Source organism: Thermococcus prieurii (assembly GCF_054657655.1).
In genome coordinates this window covers 1199758-1213843 of the sequence record NZ_BAAHYH010000002.1, presented here as the reverse complement: position 1 = coordinate 1213843, position 14086 = coordinate 1199758, and the positions used below count along the sequence as shown (strand labels likewise).

14 protein-coding genes, 1 other RNA gene and 1 pseudogene are annotated in these 14086 nt (G+C 56.5%); 11 read left to right on the top strand and 5 right to left on the bottom strand.

The genetic code is table 11. The annotated features are described in order from the left end of the window. Window positions 1–13 precede the first annotated feature (13 nt). The 3 genes from ACYQ04_RS09970 to ACYQ04_RS09960 are packed head-to-tail and all read left to right on the top strand — an operon-like array spanning window position 14 to window position 2115. Window positions 14–490: a hypothetical protein gene (locus tag ACYQ04_RS09970; RefSeq protein WP_460129217.1), complete on the top strand. Its 477-nt coding sequence runs from the start codon at window positions 14–16 to the stop codon at window positions 488–490. Further along, a complete protein-coding gene (locus tag ACYQ04_RS09965) occupies window positions 487–1251 on the top strand; it encodes an NAD+ synthase (RefSeq protein WP_460129216.1) in 765 nt (254 codons plus the stop codon). Before ACYQ04_RS09970 ends, ACYQ04_RS09965 begins: the two co-directional genes overlap by 4 nt. Before the next feature lie 9 nt (window positions 1252–1260). Next, entirely contained in the window at window positions 1261–2115 is an 855-nt protein-coding gene (locus ACYQ04_RS09960; protein ID WP_460129214.1) for an EamA family transporter, read from the top strand. Here ACYQ04_RS09960 and glnA read toward each other — a convergent pair. Continuing rightward, a pseudogene (glnA, locus tag ACYQ04_RS09955) lies at window positions 2106–3251 on the bottom strand (type I glutamate--ammonia ligase); the annotation flags it as partial. The gene ACYQ04_RS09960 and the pseudogene glnA overlap by 10 nt on opposite strands. 191 nt (window positions 3252–3442) lie before the next feature. Here glnA and ACYQ04_RS09950 point away from each other — a divergent pair. From ACYQ04_RS09950 to rnpB, 4 genes are all read left to right on the top strand, one after another. Continuing rightward, window positions 3443–3847: a DUF61 family protein gene (locus ACYQ04_RS09950; protein ID WP_460129212.1), complete on the top strand. Its 405-nt coding sequence runs from the start codon at window positions 3443–3445 to the stop codon at window positions 3845–3847. A 93-nt stretch (window positions 3848–3940) separates the two neighbouring features. Further along, window positions 3941–4126 carry a hypothetical protein gene (locus ACYQ04_RS09945; RefSeq protein ID WP_460129210.1) on the top strand — a complete coding sequence of 62 codons (186 nt, stop codon included), beginning with the start codon at window positions 3941–3943 and terminating at the stop codon, window positions 4124–4126. 41 nt (window positions 4127–4167) lie between these two features. Then, entirely contained in the window at window positions 4168–5781 is a 1614-nt protein-coding gene (locus ACYQ04_RS09940; RefSeq protein ID WP_460129208.1) for a COG1361 family protein, read from the top strand. Window positions 5782–5818: 37 nt separating this feature from the next. Beyond that, window positions 5819–6140, top strand: an RNA gene (gene rnpB, locus ACYQ04_RS09935) — RNase P RNA component. Here the strand turns inward: rnpB and ACYQ04_RS09930 are convergent. The 3 genes from ACYQ04_RS09930 to priL are packed head-to-tail and all read right to left on the bottom strand — an operon-like array spanning window position 6126 to window position 9203. After that, a complete protein-coding gene (locus ACYQ04_RS09930; RefSeq protein WP_460129206.1) occupies window positions 6126–6971 on the bottom strand; it encodes a DMT family transporter in 846 nt (281 codons plus the stop codon). The genes rnpB and ACYQ04_RS09930 overlap by 15 nt on opposite strands. Continuing rightward, window positions 6968–8002, bottom strand: coding sequence for a DNA primase catalytic subunit PriS (gene priS, locus ACYQ04_RS09925; protein ID WP_460130159.1), 1035 nt, complete (start codon window positions 8000–8002; stop codon window positions 6968–6970). The genes ACYQ04_RS09930 and priS overlap by 4 nt, the downstream gene beginning before the upstream one ends. Beyond that, entirely contained in the window at window positions 7995–9203 is a 1209-nt protein-coding gene (gene priL, locus ACYQ04_RS09920) for a DNA primase large subunit PriL (RefSeq protein ID WP_460129204.1), read from the bottom strand. Before priL ends, priS begins: the two co-directional genes overlap by 8 nt. A 209-nt stretch (window positions 9204–9412) precedes the next feature. Here priL and ACYQ04_RS09915 point away from each other — a divergent pair, with 209 nt between their 5' ends. From ACYQ04_RS09915 to ACYQ04_RS09905, 3 genes are read left to right on the top strand one after another with little or no spacing between them, the layout of a single operon-like run. Next, window positions 9413–10165, top strand: coding sequence for an ATPase domain-containing protein (locus tag ACYQ04_RS09915; protein WP_099209570.1), 753 nt, complete (start codon window positions 9413–9415; stop codon window positions 10163–10165). Window positions 10166–10205: 40 nt separating this feature from the next. Then, window positions 10206–11369 (top strand): hypothetical protein, encoded by a 1164-nt coding sequence (locus ACYQ04_RS09910; RefSeq protein WP_460129202.1) that lies wholly within the window; start codon window positions 10206–10208, stop codon window positions 11367–11369. Beyond that, the gene (locus ACYQ04_RS09905; protein ID WP_460129201.1) at window positions 11348–12472 is read left to right on the top strand and encodes a tripartite tricarboxylate transporter permease; all 1125 of its coding nucleotides are present in this window, start codon (window positions 11348–11350) and stop codon (window positions 12470–12472) included. The genes ACYQ04_RS09910 and ACYQ04_RS09905 overlap by 22 nt, the downstream gene beginning before the upstream one ends. 4 nt (window positions 12473–12476) lie before the next feature. Here the strand turns inward: ACYQ04_RS09905 and ACYQ04_RS09900 are convergent, their stop codons facing one another. Beyond that, window positions 12477–12785, bottom strand: a complete 309-nt coding sequence (locus ACYQ04_RS09900; protein ID WP_167915214.1) for a DUF5748 family protein — start codon at window positions 12783–12785, stop codon at window positions 12477–12479. A gap of 94 nt (window positions 12786–12879) precedes the next feature. On the opposite strand from ACYQ04_RS09900, the gene ACYQ04_RS09895 reads away from it, so the two are divergent. Continuing rightward, the gene (locus ACYQ04_RS09895; RefSeq protein ID WP_460130157.1) at window positions 12880–14070 is read left to right on the top strand and encodes a class I SAM-dependent rRNA methyltransferase; all 1191 of its coding nucleotides are present in this window, start codon (window positions 12880–12882) and stop codon (window positions 14068–14070) included. Window positions 14071–14086 lie beyond the last annotated feature (16 nt).

The window sequence follows — 14086 nt, the reverse complement described above, 5'->3', positions numbered from 1 at the left end:
TTCCTCGTTGGTGATGGGAATGAAGGAAGCTCTCAAGCTCATTTCTAGGTCGAAGCTCATGGTTGCCGGCTTCACAATGTTAGTCTTGGCCATGCTCCTGTCGGCCCTCGCGGTGTTTTACACGACGACACCCACTTACTCCTCAGGGGGTAGCCTTGGGCGGGGGGTCCACGTCATCGGCAACGGAAGCTTTGAGGATAGGTATCCATACTACAACCGGACCCTTACACTGAGCGCGAACAACGCCACGGTTCAGGTTTCTTGGACTGGCTTCAACAGAACGTACAGCATCAGGGGAAACGTTACAGTTTACCCATCCGACAGGCCTGAGGTGAACGTTATTAACGGCACCGTCACTTACACGTACAGGGTGAAGGCCATAAGCCACCCCTACTCTGACCTCGCGATACCCGCGTCGATTCTCGCAGTCGCTGGAACGATAACTTTTTGGGTTGCCTACGTTCACGCATTCAGGGGGAAGCGGAAATGAGGTCCCTCGACTACAACTCCGTCGTCGAGATAATCACGGCCTTTATCCGGGAGAAAGTGGACGAGGCGAGAGCGGAGGGCGTCGTGATAGGGATAAGCGGGGGCATAGACAGCGCAACAACGGCTTACCTCGCGGTTAGGGCCCTCGGGAAGGAAAAAGTTCTCGGCCTGATAATGCCCTACTACCAGAACCGGGACGTTGAAGACGCTAGACTGGTCTGCTCCTCCCTCGGAATCGAGTGCAGGGAGATAAACATAAAGCCCATCGTTGACTCGTTCGTCTCTCAGCTCGGCTTCCAGCCCGACAAGAGGAGCCTCGGCAACATAATGGCCAGGACGAGAATGGTTCTCCTGTACGCCCACGCCAACGAGAGGAACCTCCTCGTCCTTGGAACAAGCAACAGGAGCGAGTTTCTCACCGGCTACTTCACCAAGTGGGGCGACGGGGCGAGCGACTACGCGCCTCTCATAAACCTCTACAAGACCGAGGTCTGGGAGGTTGCAGAGCTCATCGGCGTTCCCGAGAGGATAATCGAGAAGAAACCCACCGCTGGCCTCTGGGAGGGCCAGACTGACGAGGACGAGCTCGGCATAAGCTACAGCCTCCTCGACGAAATCCTCTGGCGCCTCGTTGACCTGCTGAAGGACAAGGAGGAAATAGCCGAGGAGCTGGGCGTACCAATCGAGCGGGTCGAATACGTCGAGAACCTTGTTAAGAGGAGCGAGCACAAGCGCCGTTTGCCACTGGGCCCGAGCTTCTGAGGTGAGCCGATGAAGCGCGGTTACCTTCTCGTTTTTCTCGCTGCTTCAATGTGGGGAACCCTGGGAATCTTCGCGACATATATCTACCGCTACGGCGTCGATTCCTTCACGATGGTCTTCTGGCGCGTTCTCTTCGCTCTAATAATTCTCGGAACCTACATCTTGCTCTTCCTGCGCGAGAACCCCTTTACGCGCGAGAAGCTGTGGTTCTACGCGGTTTACGGCCTCGTTGGAGTTTTCGCCTTCTACACCCTCTACTTTTACACCGTCAAAATCTCGTCGGTCGGCTTCGCGGTTCTGCTCGTCTACACCGCCCCCGCTTTCTCTGTAATCCTCGGCAGGTTAATCTTCAAGGAGCCGGTAACAACCGAGAAGGCAATGGCCCTGGCAATGGTCCTTGCTGGAGTTATCCTCGTCGCCGGCAACGTTGACTTCAACGTGAGCCACCTGGCTTTGCTGACCGGCATAGCGACCGGCTTCACCTACGCCCTCTACGGGGTTCTGGCCAAGTTCGGCGTCAGAAACGAGAGGCCCGAGAGGGTTCTCTTCATGACCCTGCTCTTCGGCCTGTTCTTCCTCGCTCCCTTCTCTAAGTTCTCCGTTCCGAGGGGAGCGATTCCATACCTCCTCGGCCTGGCCTTCTTCCCGACGTTCCTCGGTTACACACTCTACAACCACGCCCTCAAAGAAGTGGAGGTCAGCAGGGCCAGCATAGTGGCGACCGTTGAGCCGGTGGTTGCAATAGTTCTCGCGTACATCCTGTTTGGCGAGGCTCTAACGCCCCTCCAGCTCCTCGGCGGGGCGCTCATAATAGGGGCATCAATCCTCGTGCACATGAGGGAAGGAAAGGGGAATCAAACGTAGAAGTACCTCTCGAGCTCCCACTCGGTCACCTTCTTGGTCTCCAGCGGGAGTTCTCTGCTCTCGAGGTAGGTAACGTACTCGCTCCATTCCCTTTCCTTGTAGGCGATAAAGTTCTCGTAGGCCTCTCCGAGCGCCTCCCTGACGACCCTGTCCTTCTTCAGCTCCTCCAGCGCCTCCCCGAGGCTTCCAGGAAGGGTCTCGATTCCCGCTTTGCTTCTCTCCTCCTCGCCCATCTCGTAGACGTTGGTCTCGACGTAATAGCTTGGCTCAAGCTTCCTCTTGATTCCGTCGAGTCCAGCCAAGAGTATCGCCGAGAAAGCCAGGTACGGGTTGGCGCTCGGGTCGGGACAGCGGTACTCTATCCTCGCCCCGTTGCCCCAGAAGGCCGGGACGCGGATTAGCGCGCTCCTGTTCCTGTAGCCCCAGCTGATGTAAACCGGAGCCTCATAACCGGGGACGAGGCGCTTGTAGCTGTTCACCGTCGGGTTGGTCAGGGCCGTTAGTGCCTTCGCGTGCTTCAGTATTCCCGCTATGAAGTGCAAAGCGGTCTCGCTCAGCCCGTCCTCGCCGATGAAGGCATTTTCTCCGTCCTTCCAGAGGCTTATGTGGAGGTGCATTCCGTTGCCGGGGTAGCCGTAGAGGGGCTTTGGCATGAACGTTGCATAGAGACCGCGCATCTCGGCGATGGCCTTGACGACGTACTTGAAGCTCACGATGTTGTCGGCGGTCTTGAGGGCCTCGTCGTAGCGGAAGTCAATCTCGTGCTGGGCCTTTCCGACCTCGTGGTGGAGCACCTCTGGAACGAGGCCAAAGGCCGGCATGTAGAGGGCTATCTCCCTCCTCAGCTCCCTCGCCTTGTCGAGGGTTACAAGGTCGAAGTAGCCCCCGCTGTCGGGTATGTGGAGCTCCCAGGTTCCGTTCTTCTTGAAGAGGTAGAACTCCGGCTCCGGCCCGATGTAGGCTTTGAAACCCTCTTTTTCGAGCCTTTCAAGGGCCCTCCTGAGGACCCCCCTCGGGTCTGCCTTGTAGGGCTTTCCGTCCTTGTATATGTAGCCGTAGACCCTCGCTATGCCCTCCCAGGGAACCTCGGCGTAGGTACTTGGGTCGGCCTTGAAGATAAGGTCGCATTGTTCAATTGTTTCCGCTAGATGCTGAACAGATACACCTAATTAACCCTTTCCCCTGAATTTTTGAACACCTGACGAAAAACGGCCTATGAACGTCATCGTTTTGATATAGATAAGTCTATTCTTTCGCTTAACTTCGAACTTTTTGACAAAAAAATGTCTAACAACGTTTATCTGCCCCGACTCAAATTGACACCTGTATGAACCCTGAAAACGCCCTCCTGAGGGAAATCTACCGCATAAACAGCCACCTTCCTGCGAAGAGGCCAACCCTCGCTCAGCTCATATCGGACAGCGAGCCGTCTGTTAAGCTACGGGACGGGAGCGTGCACTCCTTCCGAAAGGCAGAGCTCGAGAGGATTAAGAACCTCGTTGACCCCGGCGACGAGGAGAAACTGCTCCTTCCGATAGTCCTCGAGATAGTCAGCGACTTCAGGGGCTACTTCAGGGTCAGGGGAAGGGTCGCAGTCAAGGTGATAGACAGACTCCTCGGCTCCTACGACCCCCTTGACGAGCCCGAGGAGAGGCTCTACCCGAGGTACCTGCTCCCCAGGGTGAGGCGGGAGCTACCGACTGCGACAACCTACGCCTTCATAGCGGAGTGATGGACATGGGACGACAGGAAGGTTTTCCTCAACTACCTCGCCTTCACCGTTCCCCACGTCACGGTTTTCGCCGGGGCGGTCTTTGGAATCCTCGTGCTCCTTGGCATAAAGACGTCGCTCGCCCTCGGAATCTTCGCCCTCCTCTACGGGGTGATGCTCCTGGCCATAGCCCTCGTCGCCAGGGAGCACTTCTCCGGTCTAGGACTCTACAGGTTGTTCCTCCTTTTCTCGTTCATTCTGACCGTTTCGGGCGCGGTTCTGCTGGCACTCGGTCGGTAGTGTTTTATACCCTCCAGTTGTATAACCTTAGGGTGGTTTGAATGCGGAGGCTTTCCTCGGCCGTCATCCTCCTTATGTTGCTGGCCCTCATACCCCCGAGTTCGGCGTCATCAAGTCAGGCGATTCAGGTCATAGCAGGGGATTACGCCGTTGGAACGTTCACGGTTTCAAACCCAACCGATGCCTCATACAAGCTCGCCGTGGTGAGGGACATCTGGGTTGAGGATTCCAACGGAAAACGGGTGGAGGGCTTCAACGTAACGGTATCACCCCGCATAGTCCAGGGATGGGGACCGCGGGAGGAGAAGACCTTCTCATACAACGTGAGCTGTTCTCCCAATGTTCCCGCGGGAAGCTACTACCTGAAGATTAGGTTCCTAGTTTCCCTATCAACTGGTGGCCTGTCCACGTTCACAGCTTCGGTACCTTTGACGGTTCTCTCAACTCCTCTGCGCTTCGGTGAGGTCCACGCGTACACCCCCTCGGGCACCTGGCCGCTCGTTTTTATGGGTGAGGGCTTCGTTGTGTATTCCACGGTTCATAACCTGGGCCACAAAACCGTTAAAGGGACCGCGTACTTGACGGTTCTTCACGACGGAAAGCCCTACGTTCACCTGAGTAAGGGCATCGTCTTTGGACCTGGAACTACGTCGGTGAGCTTTGAGGTGAAGACTCCGTACTCCCTCCCTCCGGGACACTACGTTTTTAACTACACCATAAGGACCCCCCGGGGAACGTTTTCCAGAACCAAAGCTTTCACCCTCAGCTGGGGTGTCTCACTCCTCGGTGTTTCTCTTGAGAGAAGTGGTGTTTACACAGGCGACAAGGTGGTTGCCTACGTTTCTGTTCTCTCCCAAAGAAACGTGCGGGCGAACCTGAGCGTGAAGTTCTACCTAAACGGGAAGCCGGTTTATTCCCTCACAAAACCTCTCTCACTCGACCGGGGCACTCTCGTCTTCAACGTGCCCCTGTTCACGAAGAACCCCGGTCAGTACCGCGTCTCGGTTTCCCTGCTCGTGGCTGGAAAGATTGTCGGCACTGCATCCTCGGAGTACAGGGTTATAGCGCCCCCCAAGATATCCTCGGTGGTACCAGCCCGTTCGGAGAAACTCCTTGAGTTCAGGGTTCTCATTTCGAATCCGGGCCCCGCGACCTCTGGGCTCCTCTCGTACGTTGTTCGTCTCGAAAACGGCACGACCTACAGCGGCTCGAGGGTAGTTGATATACCCCCCGGAAACTCGACGGTTGACTTCTCTTTCCCATCGGGCGAAGTTGGTGTGGCGTACTCGTTCAACCTCTCCACTGACGGTCACGTTAGCTCGGTTAGTGGGACTCTTGCACCGCCCGTCCAGACCACGAGCACCACCTCTACCAACAGCCCAACCTCTACTGAGACACTGGAAACCACATCAACTTCCCCTTCCCCCTCCAACTCAACGGCCCTCTCGAGCTCTGGAGGCAACGAGTGGTGGCCGGCTCTCATTATCTTGCTGATGGTTTTAGTTGCAATAGGTGCATACTACCTCTATTGGAACTCTGGCAGTAAGAAACGTCGGAAGAGGAGGGGGCCAAAGCGCCGCTCACCGCTCGGGAGGTTCAAGAGGCCGAAGCCGCCAAAGTTCCATGAGAGGGACTCCCTGCCCAAAAAGAAGTGACCAAACCTTTTTATTCTCCCTTTTCTACCTCCTTACGGCGAGGGGGTCGGGGGCTCTCGGGGTGCTCCCGAGGAAGTTCCGCCCACCGCACCGGGGCCGCGGTGCCGCAAGGCACCTCCCGAGAGGGAGGGCAACGGCGCAGAAACGACACGGCCCCCGGGGGATGTGGATGACGCGCGCGAAGGGCCCGGCGACGGGCACCGAGCTAACCCGCAGACAATCCCGGGGGATGCGGTGAAACGGCCGTCCCGCGGGGTGCAAGGCCGACGCTGGGGCGATGAGTTCCCGGTGCGAGCCCCGTGGTAGGCCGCTCAGTCGAATGCCCCCTTGATACAGAAGGCGGGCTACGACCCCCTCGCCAAATCAATAGCTGAAGCGAGCAGAATTAGGGCGCCACCTATAACGGTTCTAACTCCCGGCACCTCTCCAAAGACCAGGAACGCGTAAACTATCGCGCTCAGCGGGTCGAGGTAGCTCAACAACGAGGCGTCCTTGACTTCAACCTTCTTCAGCCCGTCCATGTAGAGGTAGAGAGCTAAAACCGTGTGGAGCAGGACGAGAACCGCTATTGCCCACCAGACCGGGCTTCCAACGTTCTCAACGGCCACGAAAGGCATTAAAACGACGGAAGCTATCGCCAGCTGGAGGAAGGTCAAGCTTTCGCCGTCAACGCCCCTCAGGAACCTGCCGAGGTTTGGAATCAGGGCGTAGAAGAGCGCCCCCAGAAACGCGAATACGATTCCTGTGAAGTCCCTGTCGGAGAGGCTGATTCTCTGGGAAGACGCTATGAGGAGCAGTCCCGTGAAGGCTATCGCAAGGCTCAGAACCTTTCCCGCGTCGAGCCTTTCATTGAGGAAGCGCCACGAAATCAGCGTCGCCAGAACCGGGGCGGTGTAGTAAACGAGAACCGCGTTCGCTATGGTTGTGTAGTTGAATGCTGTGAAGAGGAAGACCCAGTTTAAGGCTAACGCAGTCCCGAGCGCGAGCATGTGATAGGGCCTCTCTCTAAGCTCTCTCAAAGCGTTTCCGAGCTTTTCCCTGAGGCCGAGGATTGGAAGGAGGACGAGCGCCCCGAGTGAGACCCTCGCAAAGGCGACGCCCAGGCCGGAAAGTCCCGAGAGCCTGCCGAATATTCCGACGCTCCCCCATATAAGCATTGCAAGCGCTATCTGGGCCTTTCCCCGGTTCATAGCGAGCTCTCCCACTCCTCGTACGCTTCCTTGACTTCCTCCTTCCTGAACTCTGGCACGGCGTCCCTAAAGGGGTTAAAGCGCTCGAGTTTTCCCTCGTCGGGGCCGATGTAGGTCGTTATCAGCCCGACCTTGGAGTGCAGGCTCGAGGGCAGACGGAGGATTCTCTTAACGTCAACGGTAACGCGCCCGTCGAAGTAGGCCTTGGAGAAGGTGCTCGATATCGAGAACAGCCTTATCAGCGTTTTATAGCCGACTCCGCTCGGGAAAGATGCCAACAAACCTCTCTCGACGAAGCTCCTCACGATTCTATTCCTGCTCTCATCGCTCAGGAGTTTTCTAGCAAGGCCCTTCTTTATCCCCGCGCTTATCAGGTGGTTCTCGTTGGCCCTCTTTATGAAGTAGCCGAAGCGAAGCCTAAACACCCTGAAGTAGCCGCTTGACAGCATAATCCTCCTGCTCATCACGTCCTCGTAGGTTACCTCCTCCGAGGCGCTGATGTAAGCTAAAATCCTCTCGCGGGCCTTGGCGTCGAGCCTCAACGCCCATTCGTCGAGAACCCTTATGTGGTAGCCCCTGCCCGAGTAAATCACGTGAACGTTCTCGAAGCCGAAGTCCTCCTTGAGAACCACCAGAGTGTCCCTCGCAAGCTCCTTCGCGTCCTCCAGGCAGATTGGGCACACCTGCCCGCTTGGGTGCCTGTCCATACATCTCCTGAGGGGCAGGTCCTTGGCGTCTATGTCGAAGACGAGCTCGGCCCCGAGCCAGCCCTCCATCTGGGCCGGTTCGCGGTAGAGCGCAACCGATGTGTAGATTGCGTAGGGTGAGGTGGCCTTAACGTAGTCCTCCAAATCTCTAACGTCGGCGAATACGTTCTTCCTGTCGCTCGGCCCCTCCCCGGTGTGGTCGAAGCCGAACTCGCGCTTTTCAAGGCTATCGAGTATGAACTCCGGAATCCTCTCGGCCTTCCACTCGCCCTTGTAGTAGAGTTCTCTCTCCTCCCTGCTAACCTCTCTGAGCAGTTCAGCCACCTTCTTCCCCCCCTTCACCAGTTTCGCTCCGCTCCTCCCTTGCGATCCTTCTCAGATAGTACGTCAGCGGGTTCTTGACCCCCCTGCAGTACCTGTCCGGCTTGCATAACTGGGGAGCGTTGGCCCTTATCTTGTCGCAGTTCGGCGGGAAGTACCACGTCGAGTTCCCGCTGTCCTCGAGCGTTGGCTTATCGGTCAATCCGAAGCCGAGGTGGTACCAGATGTTCTTAATCTCGTGGGGCTGGTCTTCGAAGAGCGGCGGCTTACAGCGGTTGCCGGCCTCGATGATAACTGGCAGAATCTCCTCCTCGATGACCCTTAGGTCGCTTACGCAGTCCTTAACACGGACGTCCTTCCTCGGCGGGTTGGGACAGATGCGCGCGTAGCTCAGGAAGCTCGTTAAGAGAACCGTAATCGCGTAGTTCCTCATTCCCGAGGGAACGCCTTTTAGGGCTTCTTTAACGCACGGCGGGAATAGGTCGAAGCGGAGCGGCTTTGCGCCAACTTTTCCGAGCTTCTCAAGCCTCTCCTTGAAGTACTCCCCGGCGAGCTCCTCAAGCTTCCCCTTGAGCTCCTCGTAGAATTCGGGAAGTTCATCCCTGACGTCGGCGAGAAGGCTGACAGCTTTGTCGAAGCGCCTCTCAAAGGCCATCTCCCAGAGCTTTAACGCCTCGTCCCAGCGGAGGTAGGCGTATCCTTTCCTTACGTAAACCTCCTTCAGCGACCCCTCCCAGAGCTCAAGGAACTCGCTCAGGTGTATCCTGTACTTCAGCTTGAGTTTTTCCCTCTCCTCTTCCGGCAGACTCCTGTCCATCGCCCTTTCCAGTATCTTCCTGTCCCTGTCGGGTATTCCCTCGGCGGGCTCAATCTTCAGAAGGCTCCCCTCCAGCGAGCCCTTTCTCTCTATTCTCGCGCGGTAGAGTTTCGCAGTTGCTTTCTTCACGAACTCGGCCTCGATACCGTAGGGGGAGAACGCCAGCGCCCCGAGGAGGGCGTAGAACCTGAAAAGGTCCCTGAGTTCCTCAAGTGTGTCAACGGTGAGAAGGTTCTCGGGGGGTTCCTTTGATTCGAGCATCCACCTGACGAGTGAGAGGGCTTCATCTGGGTCTATGCTTGAGGGGATTCTCTCAAGGAGCGTTAAAACATCGCCGAATTCACTCCTTATTAGTTCCTGCGCCTCCCTTCCAAAGGGGTCGGGCATGGTTTCACCTTGCTCTCACTTTGCCTTTTTCAATAAAACGTTTCCGCCCCGATGGTACCCATTGGCGGTTTTGAGTGGGCCCCGTTGTAAATCTTCCATTGAAAGGGACTTTAGTTCCGTTATCTTCCAAAAGTTTTATATCCACAAACCATCAAATAGCTATAGCGGATGAACTAAGGGATTCCCTAACAGCCATCACGGTGATTCGTATGACCAGAGAGATGTGGCAAGTTCGCAGGGTCAAGACCGGGATTCCCGGTTTTGACGACCTCGTTGAGGGGGGATTCCCAGAGGGAACCACGGTCCTTGTAACCGGTCCCACCGGAAGCGGTAAGACAACGTTCGCGGTTCAGTTCGTTTACAAGGGTGTTGAACTCTACGATGAGCCCGGAGTGATAGTTACCCTCGAGGAGCGGGCGCAGGACTTGAGAAGGGAGATGAGAACCTTCGGCTGGGATATTGAGCAGTACGAGAAACAGGGGAAGATAGCAATCGTTGACGGTGTCAGCGCGGTCGTTGGGCTCCCATCGGAGGAACAGTACGTTCTCGAGGGCAATCTCAACGCCGAGGACTTCCTTCGTTACATCTACCGCGTCGTTAAGGCAATCAACGCCAGAAGGCTCGTTATAGATTCAATTCCCTCGATAGCCTTCCGCCTCAAGAAGGAGGAAGAAATCAGGGAGATGCTCCTTCAGCTCAACACAATACTTCTTGAGATGGGCGTCACTTCAATCCTCACAACCGAGGCTCCCGACCCGGGCAGGGGCAAAATCAGCAGGTACGGCGTCGAGGAGTACATCTCCAGGGGCGTCATCCTTCTCGACTTCATCGAGAGGGAGGTTGAACTCAAGCGCTACCTCCTAATCAGGAAGATGCGCGAAACTCGGCACTCGATGAAGAAGTACCCCTTCGAGATAACCGAAGAGGGCATCGTCGTCTACCCAAGCGGGGAAATTTACTGATACCTAAAATTTTTTAAGGTCTCCCTCCTTACTATTTTCAATGGTTCAGCGGCGATTATTGGTATTCGTCCTGCTGTCCTCACTTTTCATCGTTTCCCTTGCGCTTAGCCGTTACTCTCCTGAGAAAGACTCCTTCACCGGCCTCTGCGTTTACTCTTCCGGCTCCCTATCAGTTCTCTACAACGGCACCGTAACGGTCGCACTCGGAAAGTCTCTGGAGCTCGGAAAGGCCTACACCGTCGAGGGCAGGCTCAGGGCAACCCACCGCGGTCTCTGGGTGGACGTCTCCACGGTAGTCCCTGCAAACGCGACGTTTCCCTTAGAAAGTATCGAAGGAGCCTACTGGTACTCCAGCGGCCCCCTCCTGCTAACCCCTTCGAAGGTCCGCCTTGCCTACGCACTCAACGTTCCGAAGGGGAGCCTCGTAAGGCTTGAGGGACTGACCTACGGCTCGAAGTTCTATCCCCTCAATGTTGAGGAGCTCGGCTATTTGAAGGAGCCCAAAAACGGCATGCCCTACCCGCTTGAGGGCGTCGTTCTCTACGGTGGAAACCCCGCAGCAGTCTGGAACGGGAGCGAGGAGTTCAGGGTTTACCTCCCCCACGGTCTCTTCCTCAGGCCGGGCCTTCGCGTCAAAATCCTCGGCGTTGTGAGGCTTTACTCGACGATTACCCTCTACGTCGATTCCCTCAACGACGTTAATGTCTTTGGGCCTGCAGAAGAGAAACCCATCAATCTGGCGGAAACTGGGGAGATAGCCACCGGCGAGTGTCTCGTTATCAAAAGTACCTCCCGCTACCTGAAGCTCAACTGCACGGACTTAAGGCTCTACGGCTTCAGCGCGAGAACCGGCGATACGGTTCGTTTCGAGGCCCTGAGGCGGAAGTCCAGTCTGTTCTGCCTGAACTGTTCCGTCGTGAAGCCCCGGGAGAAACTGCCAAACGACATGTGCTCCTTCAACGAAGGCTCCTTTGCGAGAATCTCGGGAAAAGTCACCTGGGTAAAGGTTTACAGGAGCGGCTTTGGGGTAGCGAACGTGACCAACGGTACCTGCTCGGTTCTCCTCAAGCTCCCATCGAGGCTTGGCGTCTCCCTGGCTGAAAACGAGAGCGTAACCGCCTACGGCTTCTTCACGACCTACAGGGGAAAGCCGGCGTTTGAAGTTCAGTCGGGTGAGGACCTTTGCTCCGGGAAGCACTGTTAGGCCTCCTGCTTGGCACTTTCACGGGGATAACCCCAGGAATCCACGTGAACACTTTAGCCTCCCTTCTCCGCAGTTTCGGCCTGAGCGCGGTCGTTCTCTTTGCGATGGGATTAACTCACACGTTCCTCGACGTAATCCCTTCAACCTTCCTCGGCGTTCCAGACGAAGAGACGGCCCTCAGCGTTCTGCCGGCTCACCGGCTCGTGCTCAAAGGTAAGGGCCTTGAAGTCGTCAGGATAGCGCTCATCGCGAGCTTTCTGGCGGTTCTCTTCTTCCCCCCGCTGGTTCCCCTCTACCTCCGCCTCGCTCCCCTCTACAGGCCGGCCTTTGGGAAGCTCGCCGTACTGCTCCTAATACTTCTCCTTGTCTTCACCGAGAAGGGCGTGAAAAGGCTCCACGCGCTCTTCGTGATAATCCTCTCCGGGCTTTTAGGTCTTCTAATCCTCTCACTTTCACTGAACGAGCCTTTCTATGCCCTCTTCACCGGGTTCTTCGGCGTTCCTGTCATAGTCTCCTCCCTCCTGGCCGGGACTAGGAGGATAGAACCCGGCAGTCCTGAGCTCGAGATTACTTCCAAAAGGCTCACTCTGTTTTCTTTCATGGGGACGCTCTTCGGTATGCTGGCTTCCCTTCTTCCGGCCTTCACGGCATCACAAGCAGCTTTGCTGGGCTCGTTCATCTCCCGGGACGAGCGCTCGTTCCTGGCAATCGTCTACTCCGTTAACACCGCCAACTTCCTCTTCGCCTTCCTCAACTTTCTCAAAACGGGAAGGGAAAGAAACGGAATAGTAACGCTGATGAAGCCCCTGAGCCTCAGAGCTCTCCCGGCGTTCCTCCTCGTTGCGCTCTTCGTGGGTCTTGCAGTTCTCATTTACGGCGAGCCCCTTGCAAGGTTTCTGGCGGGGGCCCTTTCGAGGCTCCCGTACCGGTTTATCAACCTCGCTGTTCTGGCGTCGCTGATTCTCCTTGCCCTCCTCTTCGATGGCCTTCCGGGCCTGCTCGCGCTGACGGCTTCATCGATTGTTGGCTATCTGGCCGTTATCCTCGGGGTGAAGAGGACCAACTGCATGGGCTCCCTGATGCTCCCGGTCCTGCTAAGATGAAACGTCAGGCGGACTTCTCCTTCATAATCCTCTGGAACTCGGAGTAATCCGTCACGATTCTCTTGCCGTCGAGGGTCTCGAAGTACACCTTCTTGACCTTAATCTTCTTGACGTCGGTGTACTTCATCTCGGGCGGGTCGTAGGAGCCTGGCTCTACAACCTCGTCCTCGACGACGTAGGTCTTCAGCTCGGGCTGGCCGATGTATTTCCAAACCTCGTAGAAGACCTCGGGCTCGAGGTGGATTTCGCCGTCGAGCTCAATCCAGTCGGCGCCAATCTCTTCCAAGAACTCCTTTACAACGTCGAAGTGCATAGAAACCACCGCTCTAATATAGGGCTCCGGGGGTTAAATACCTATCGCCGGGCAGGTTTTTAAACCCCCTTCTCTAACCCCTCCGGTGGTGAGAATGGCGAGGGTAATCGTTGACGCCCAGGCGGCGAGGGCCATAGGGAAGGGCGCGATGATAGTCTTCAAGAAGGGTGTCGTGAGAACCGAGGGCGAGTTTGAACCCGGAGACATAGTCGAGGTCTACACGAGGGGAGGGAAGTTCCTCGGCAGGGGCTTCGTCAACCCCAATTCGAACATAATGGTCCGCCTGCTCATTAAAGATAAAGACACCCCGATAACGAAGGAGCTCTTCAAGGAGAGGATTAGGAAGGCTAACGAGTACAGGAAGAAGGTTCTCGGCTACGACAAGGCTTACAGAATGGTCTACGGCGAGGCTGACTATTTACCGGGCCTGATAGTTGACCGCTTCAACGAGATAGCCTCGCTTCAGATTTCGAGCATCGGTATGGAGAAGTTTAAGCTCGATTTGGCCGAGGCCATAATGGAGGTCGAGCCTGAAATAGAGACCGTCTTCGAGAAGAACACCGGAAGGAGCAGGCGCAGGGAGGGGTTACCTGAAATCGAGCGCGTTCTCCTTGGCAAGGAGAAGTACAGGACGGTAATAGAGGAAGGAAAGGCCAAGTTCATCGTCGACATGCGCGGTCAGAAGACGGGCTTCTTCCTCGACCAGCGCGAGAACAGGATAGCTCTGGAGAAGTACGTCAAGCCCGGCATGCGGGTTCTCGACGTCTTCACCTACACCGGTGGCTTCGCGATACACGCGGCGGTTGCCGGGGCCGAGGAAGTGGTTGCCGTTGACAAGTCCCCACGGGCCATCGAAACCGCCAAGGAGAACGCCAGGCTCAACGGCGTTGAAGACGGAATGAAGTTCATCGTCGGCTCAGCCTTCCCCGTTATGGAGGAGATGCTCAGGAGGGGCGAGAAGTTCGACATTGTAATCCTCGACCCGCCTGCCTTCGTCCAGCACGAGAAGGATCTCCAGCGCGGGCTCAGGGCTTACTTCAACGTCAACTACGCCGGCCTGAAGCTCGTTAAGGAGGGCGGAATCCTCGTCACCTGCTCCTGCTCCCAGCACGTTGACATGCAGGCCTTCAAGGACATGGTCATCGCGGCTGGAGCAAAGGCGGGCAAGTTCCTCAAGATGCTCGAGCCCTACAGAACCCAGGCCCCGGACCACCCGATACTCATGGCCTCGAAGGACACCGAATACCTTAAGTGCCTCTTCCTCTACGTTGAGGATATGCACTGAAACTCGGGACGATGAC

What these genes read in the sequence shown, in the direction of transcription:
- ACYQ04_RS09910 (WP_460129202.1), top strand. Translation starts at nt 10,206, where the DNA reads ATGGTTCAGCGGCGATTATTGGTATTCGTCCTGCTGTCCTCACTTTTC.
- ACYQ04_RS09915 (WP_099209570.1), top strand. Translation starts at nt 9,413, where the DNA reads ATGACCAGAGAGATGTGGCAAGTTCGCAGGGTCAAGACCGGGATTCCC.
- ACYQ04_RS09950 (WP_460129212.1), top strand. Translation starts at nt 3,443, where the DNA reads ATGAACCCTGAAAACGCCCTCCTGAGGGAAATCTACCGCATAAACAGC.
- ACYQ04_RS09895 (WP_460130157.1), top strand. Translation starts at nt 12,880, where the DNA reads ATGGCGAGGGTAATCGTTGACGCCCAGGCGGCGAGGGCCATAGGGAAG.
- ACYQ04_RS09930 (WP_460129206.1), bottom strand. Translation starts at nt 6,971, where the DNA reads ATGAACCGGGGAAAGGCCCAGATAGCGCTTGCAATGCTTATATGGGGG.
- ACYQ04_RS09970 (WP_460129217.1), top strand. Translation starts at nt 14, where the DNA reads ATGGGAATGAAGGAAGCTCTCAAGCTCATTTCTAGGTCGAAGCTCATG.
- ACYQ04_RS09940 (WP_460129208.1), top strand. Translation starts at nt 4,168, where the DNA reads ATGCGGAGGCTTTCCTCGGCCGTCATCCTCCTTATGTTGCTGGCCCTC.
- ACYQ04_RS09900 (WP_167915214.1), bottom strand. Translation starts at nt 12,785, where the DNA reads ATGCACTTCGACGTTGTAAAGGAGTTCTTGGAAGAGATTGGCGCCGAC.
- ACYQ04_RS09960 (WP_460129214.1), top strand. Translation starts at nt 1,261, where the DNA reads ATGAAGCGCGGTTACCTTCTCGTTTTTCTCGCTGCTTCAATGTGGGGA.
- ACYQ04_RS09965 (WP_460129216.1), top strand. Translation starts at nt 487, where the DNA reads ATGAGGTCCCTCGACTACAACTCCGTCGTCGAGATAATCACGGCCTTT.
- priL (WP_460129204.1), bottom strand. Translation starts at nt 9,203, where the DNA reads ATGCCCGACCCCTTTGGAAGGGAGGCGCAGGAACTAATAAGGAGTGAA.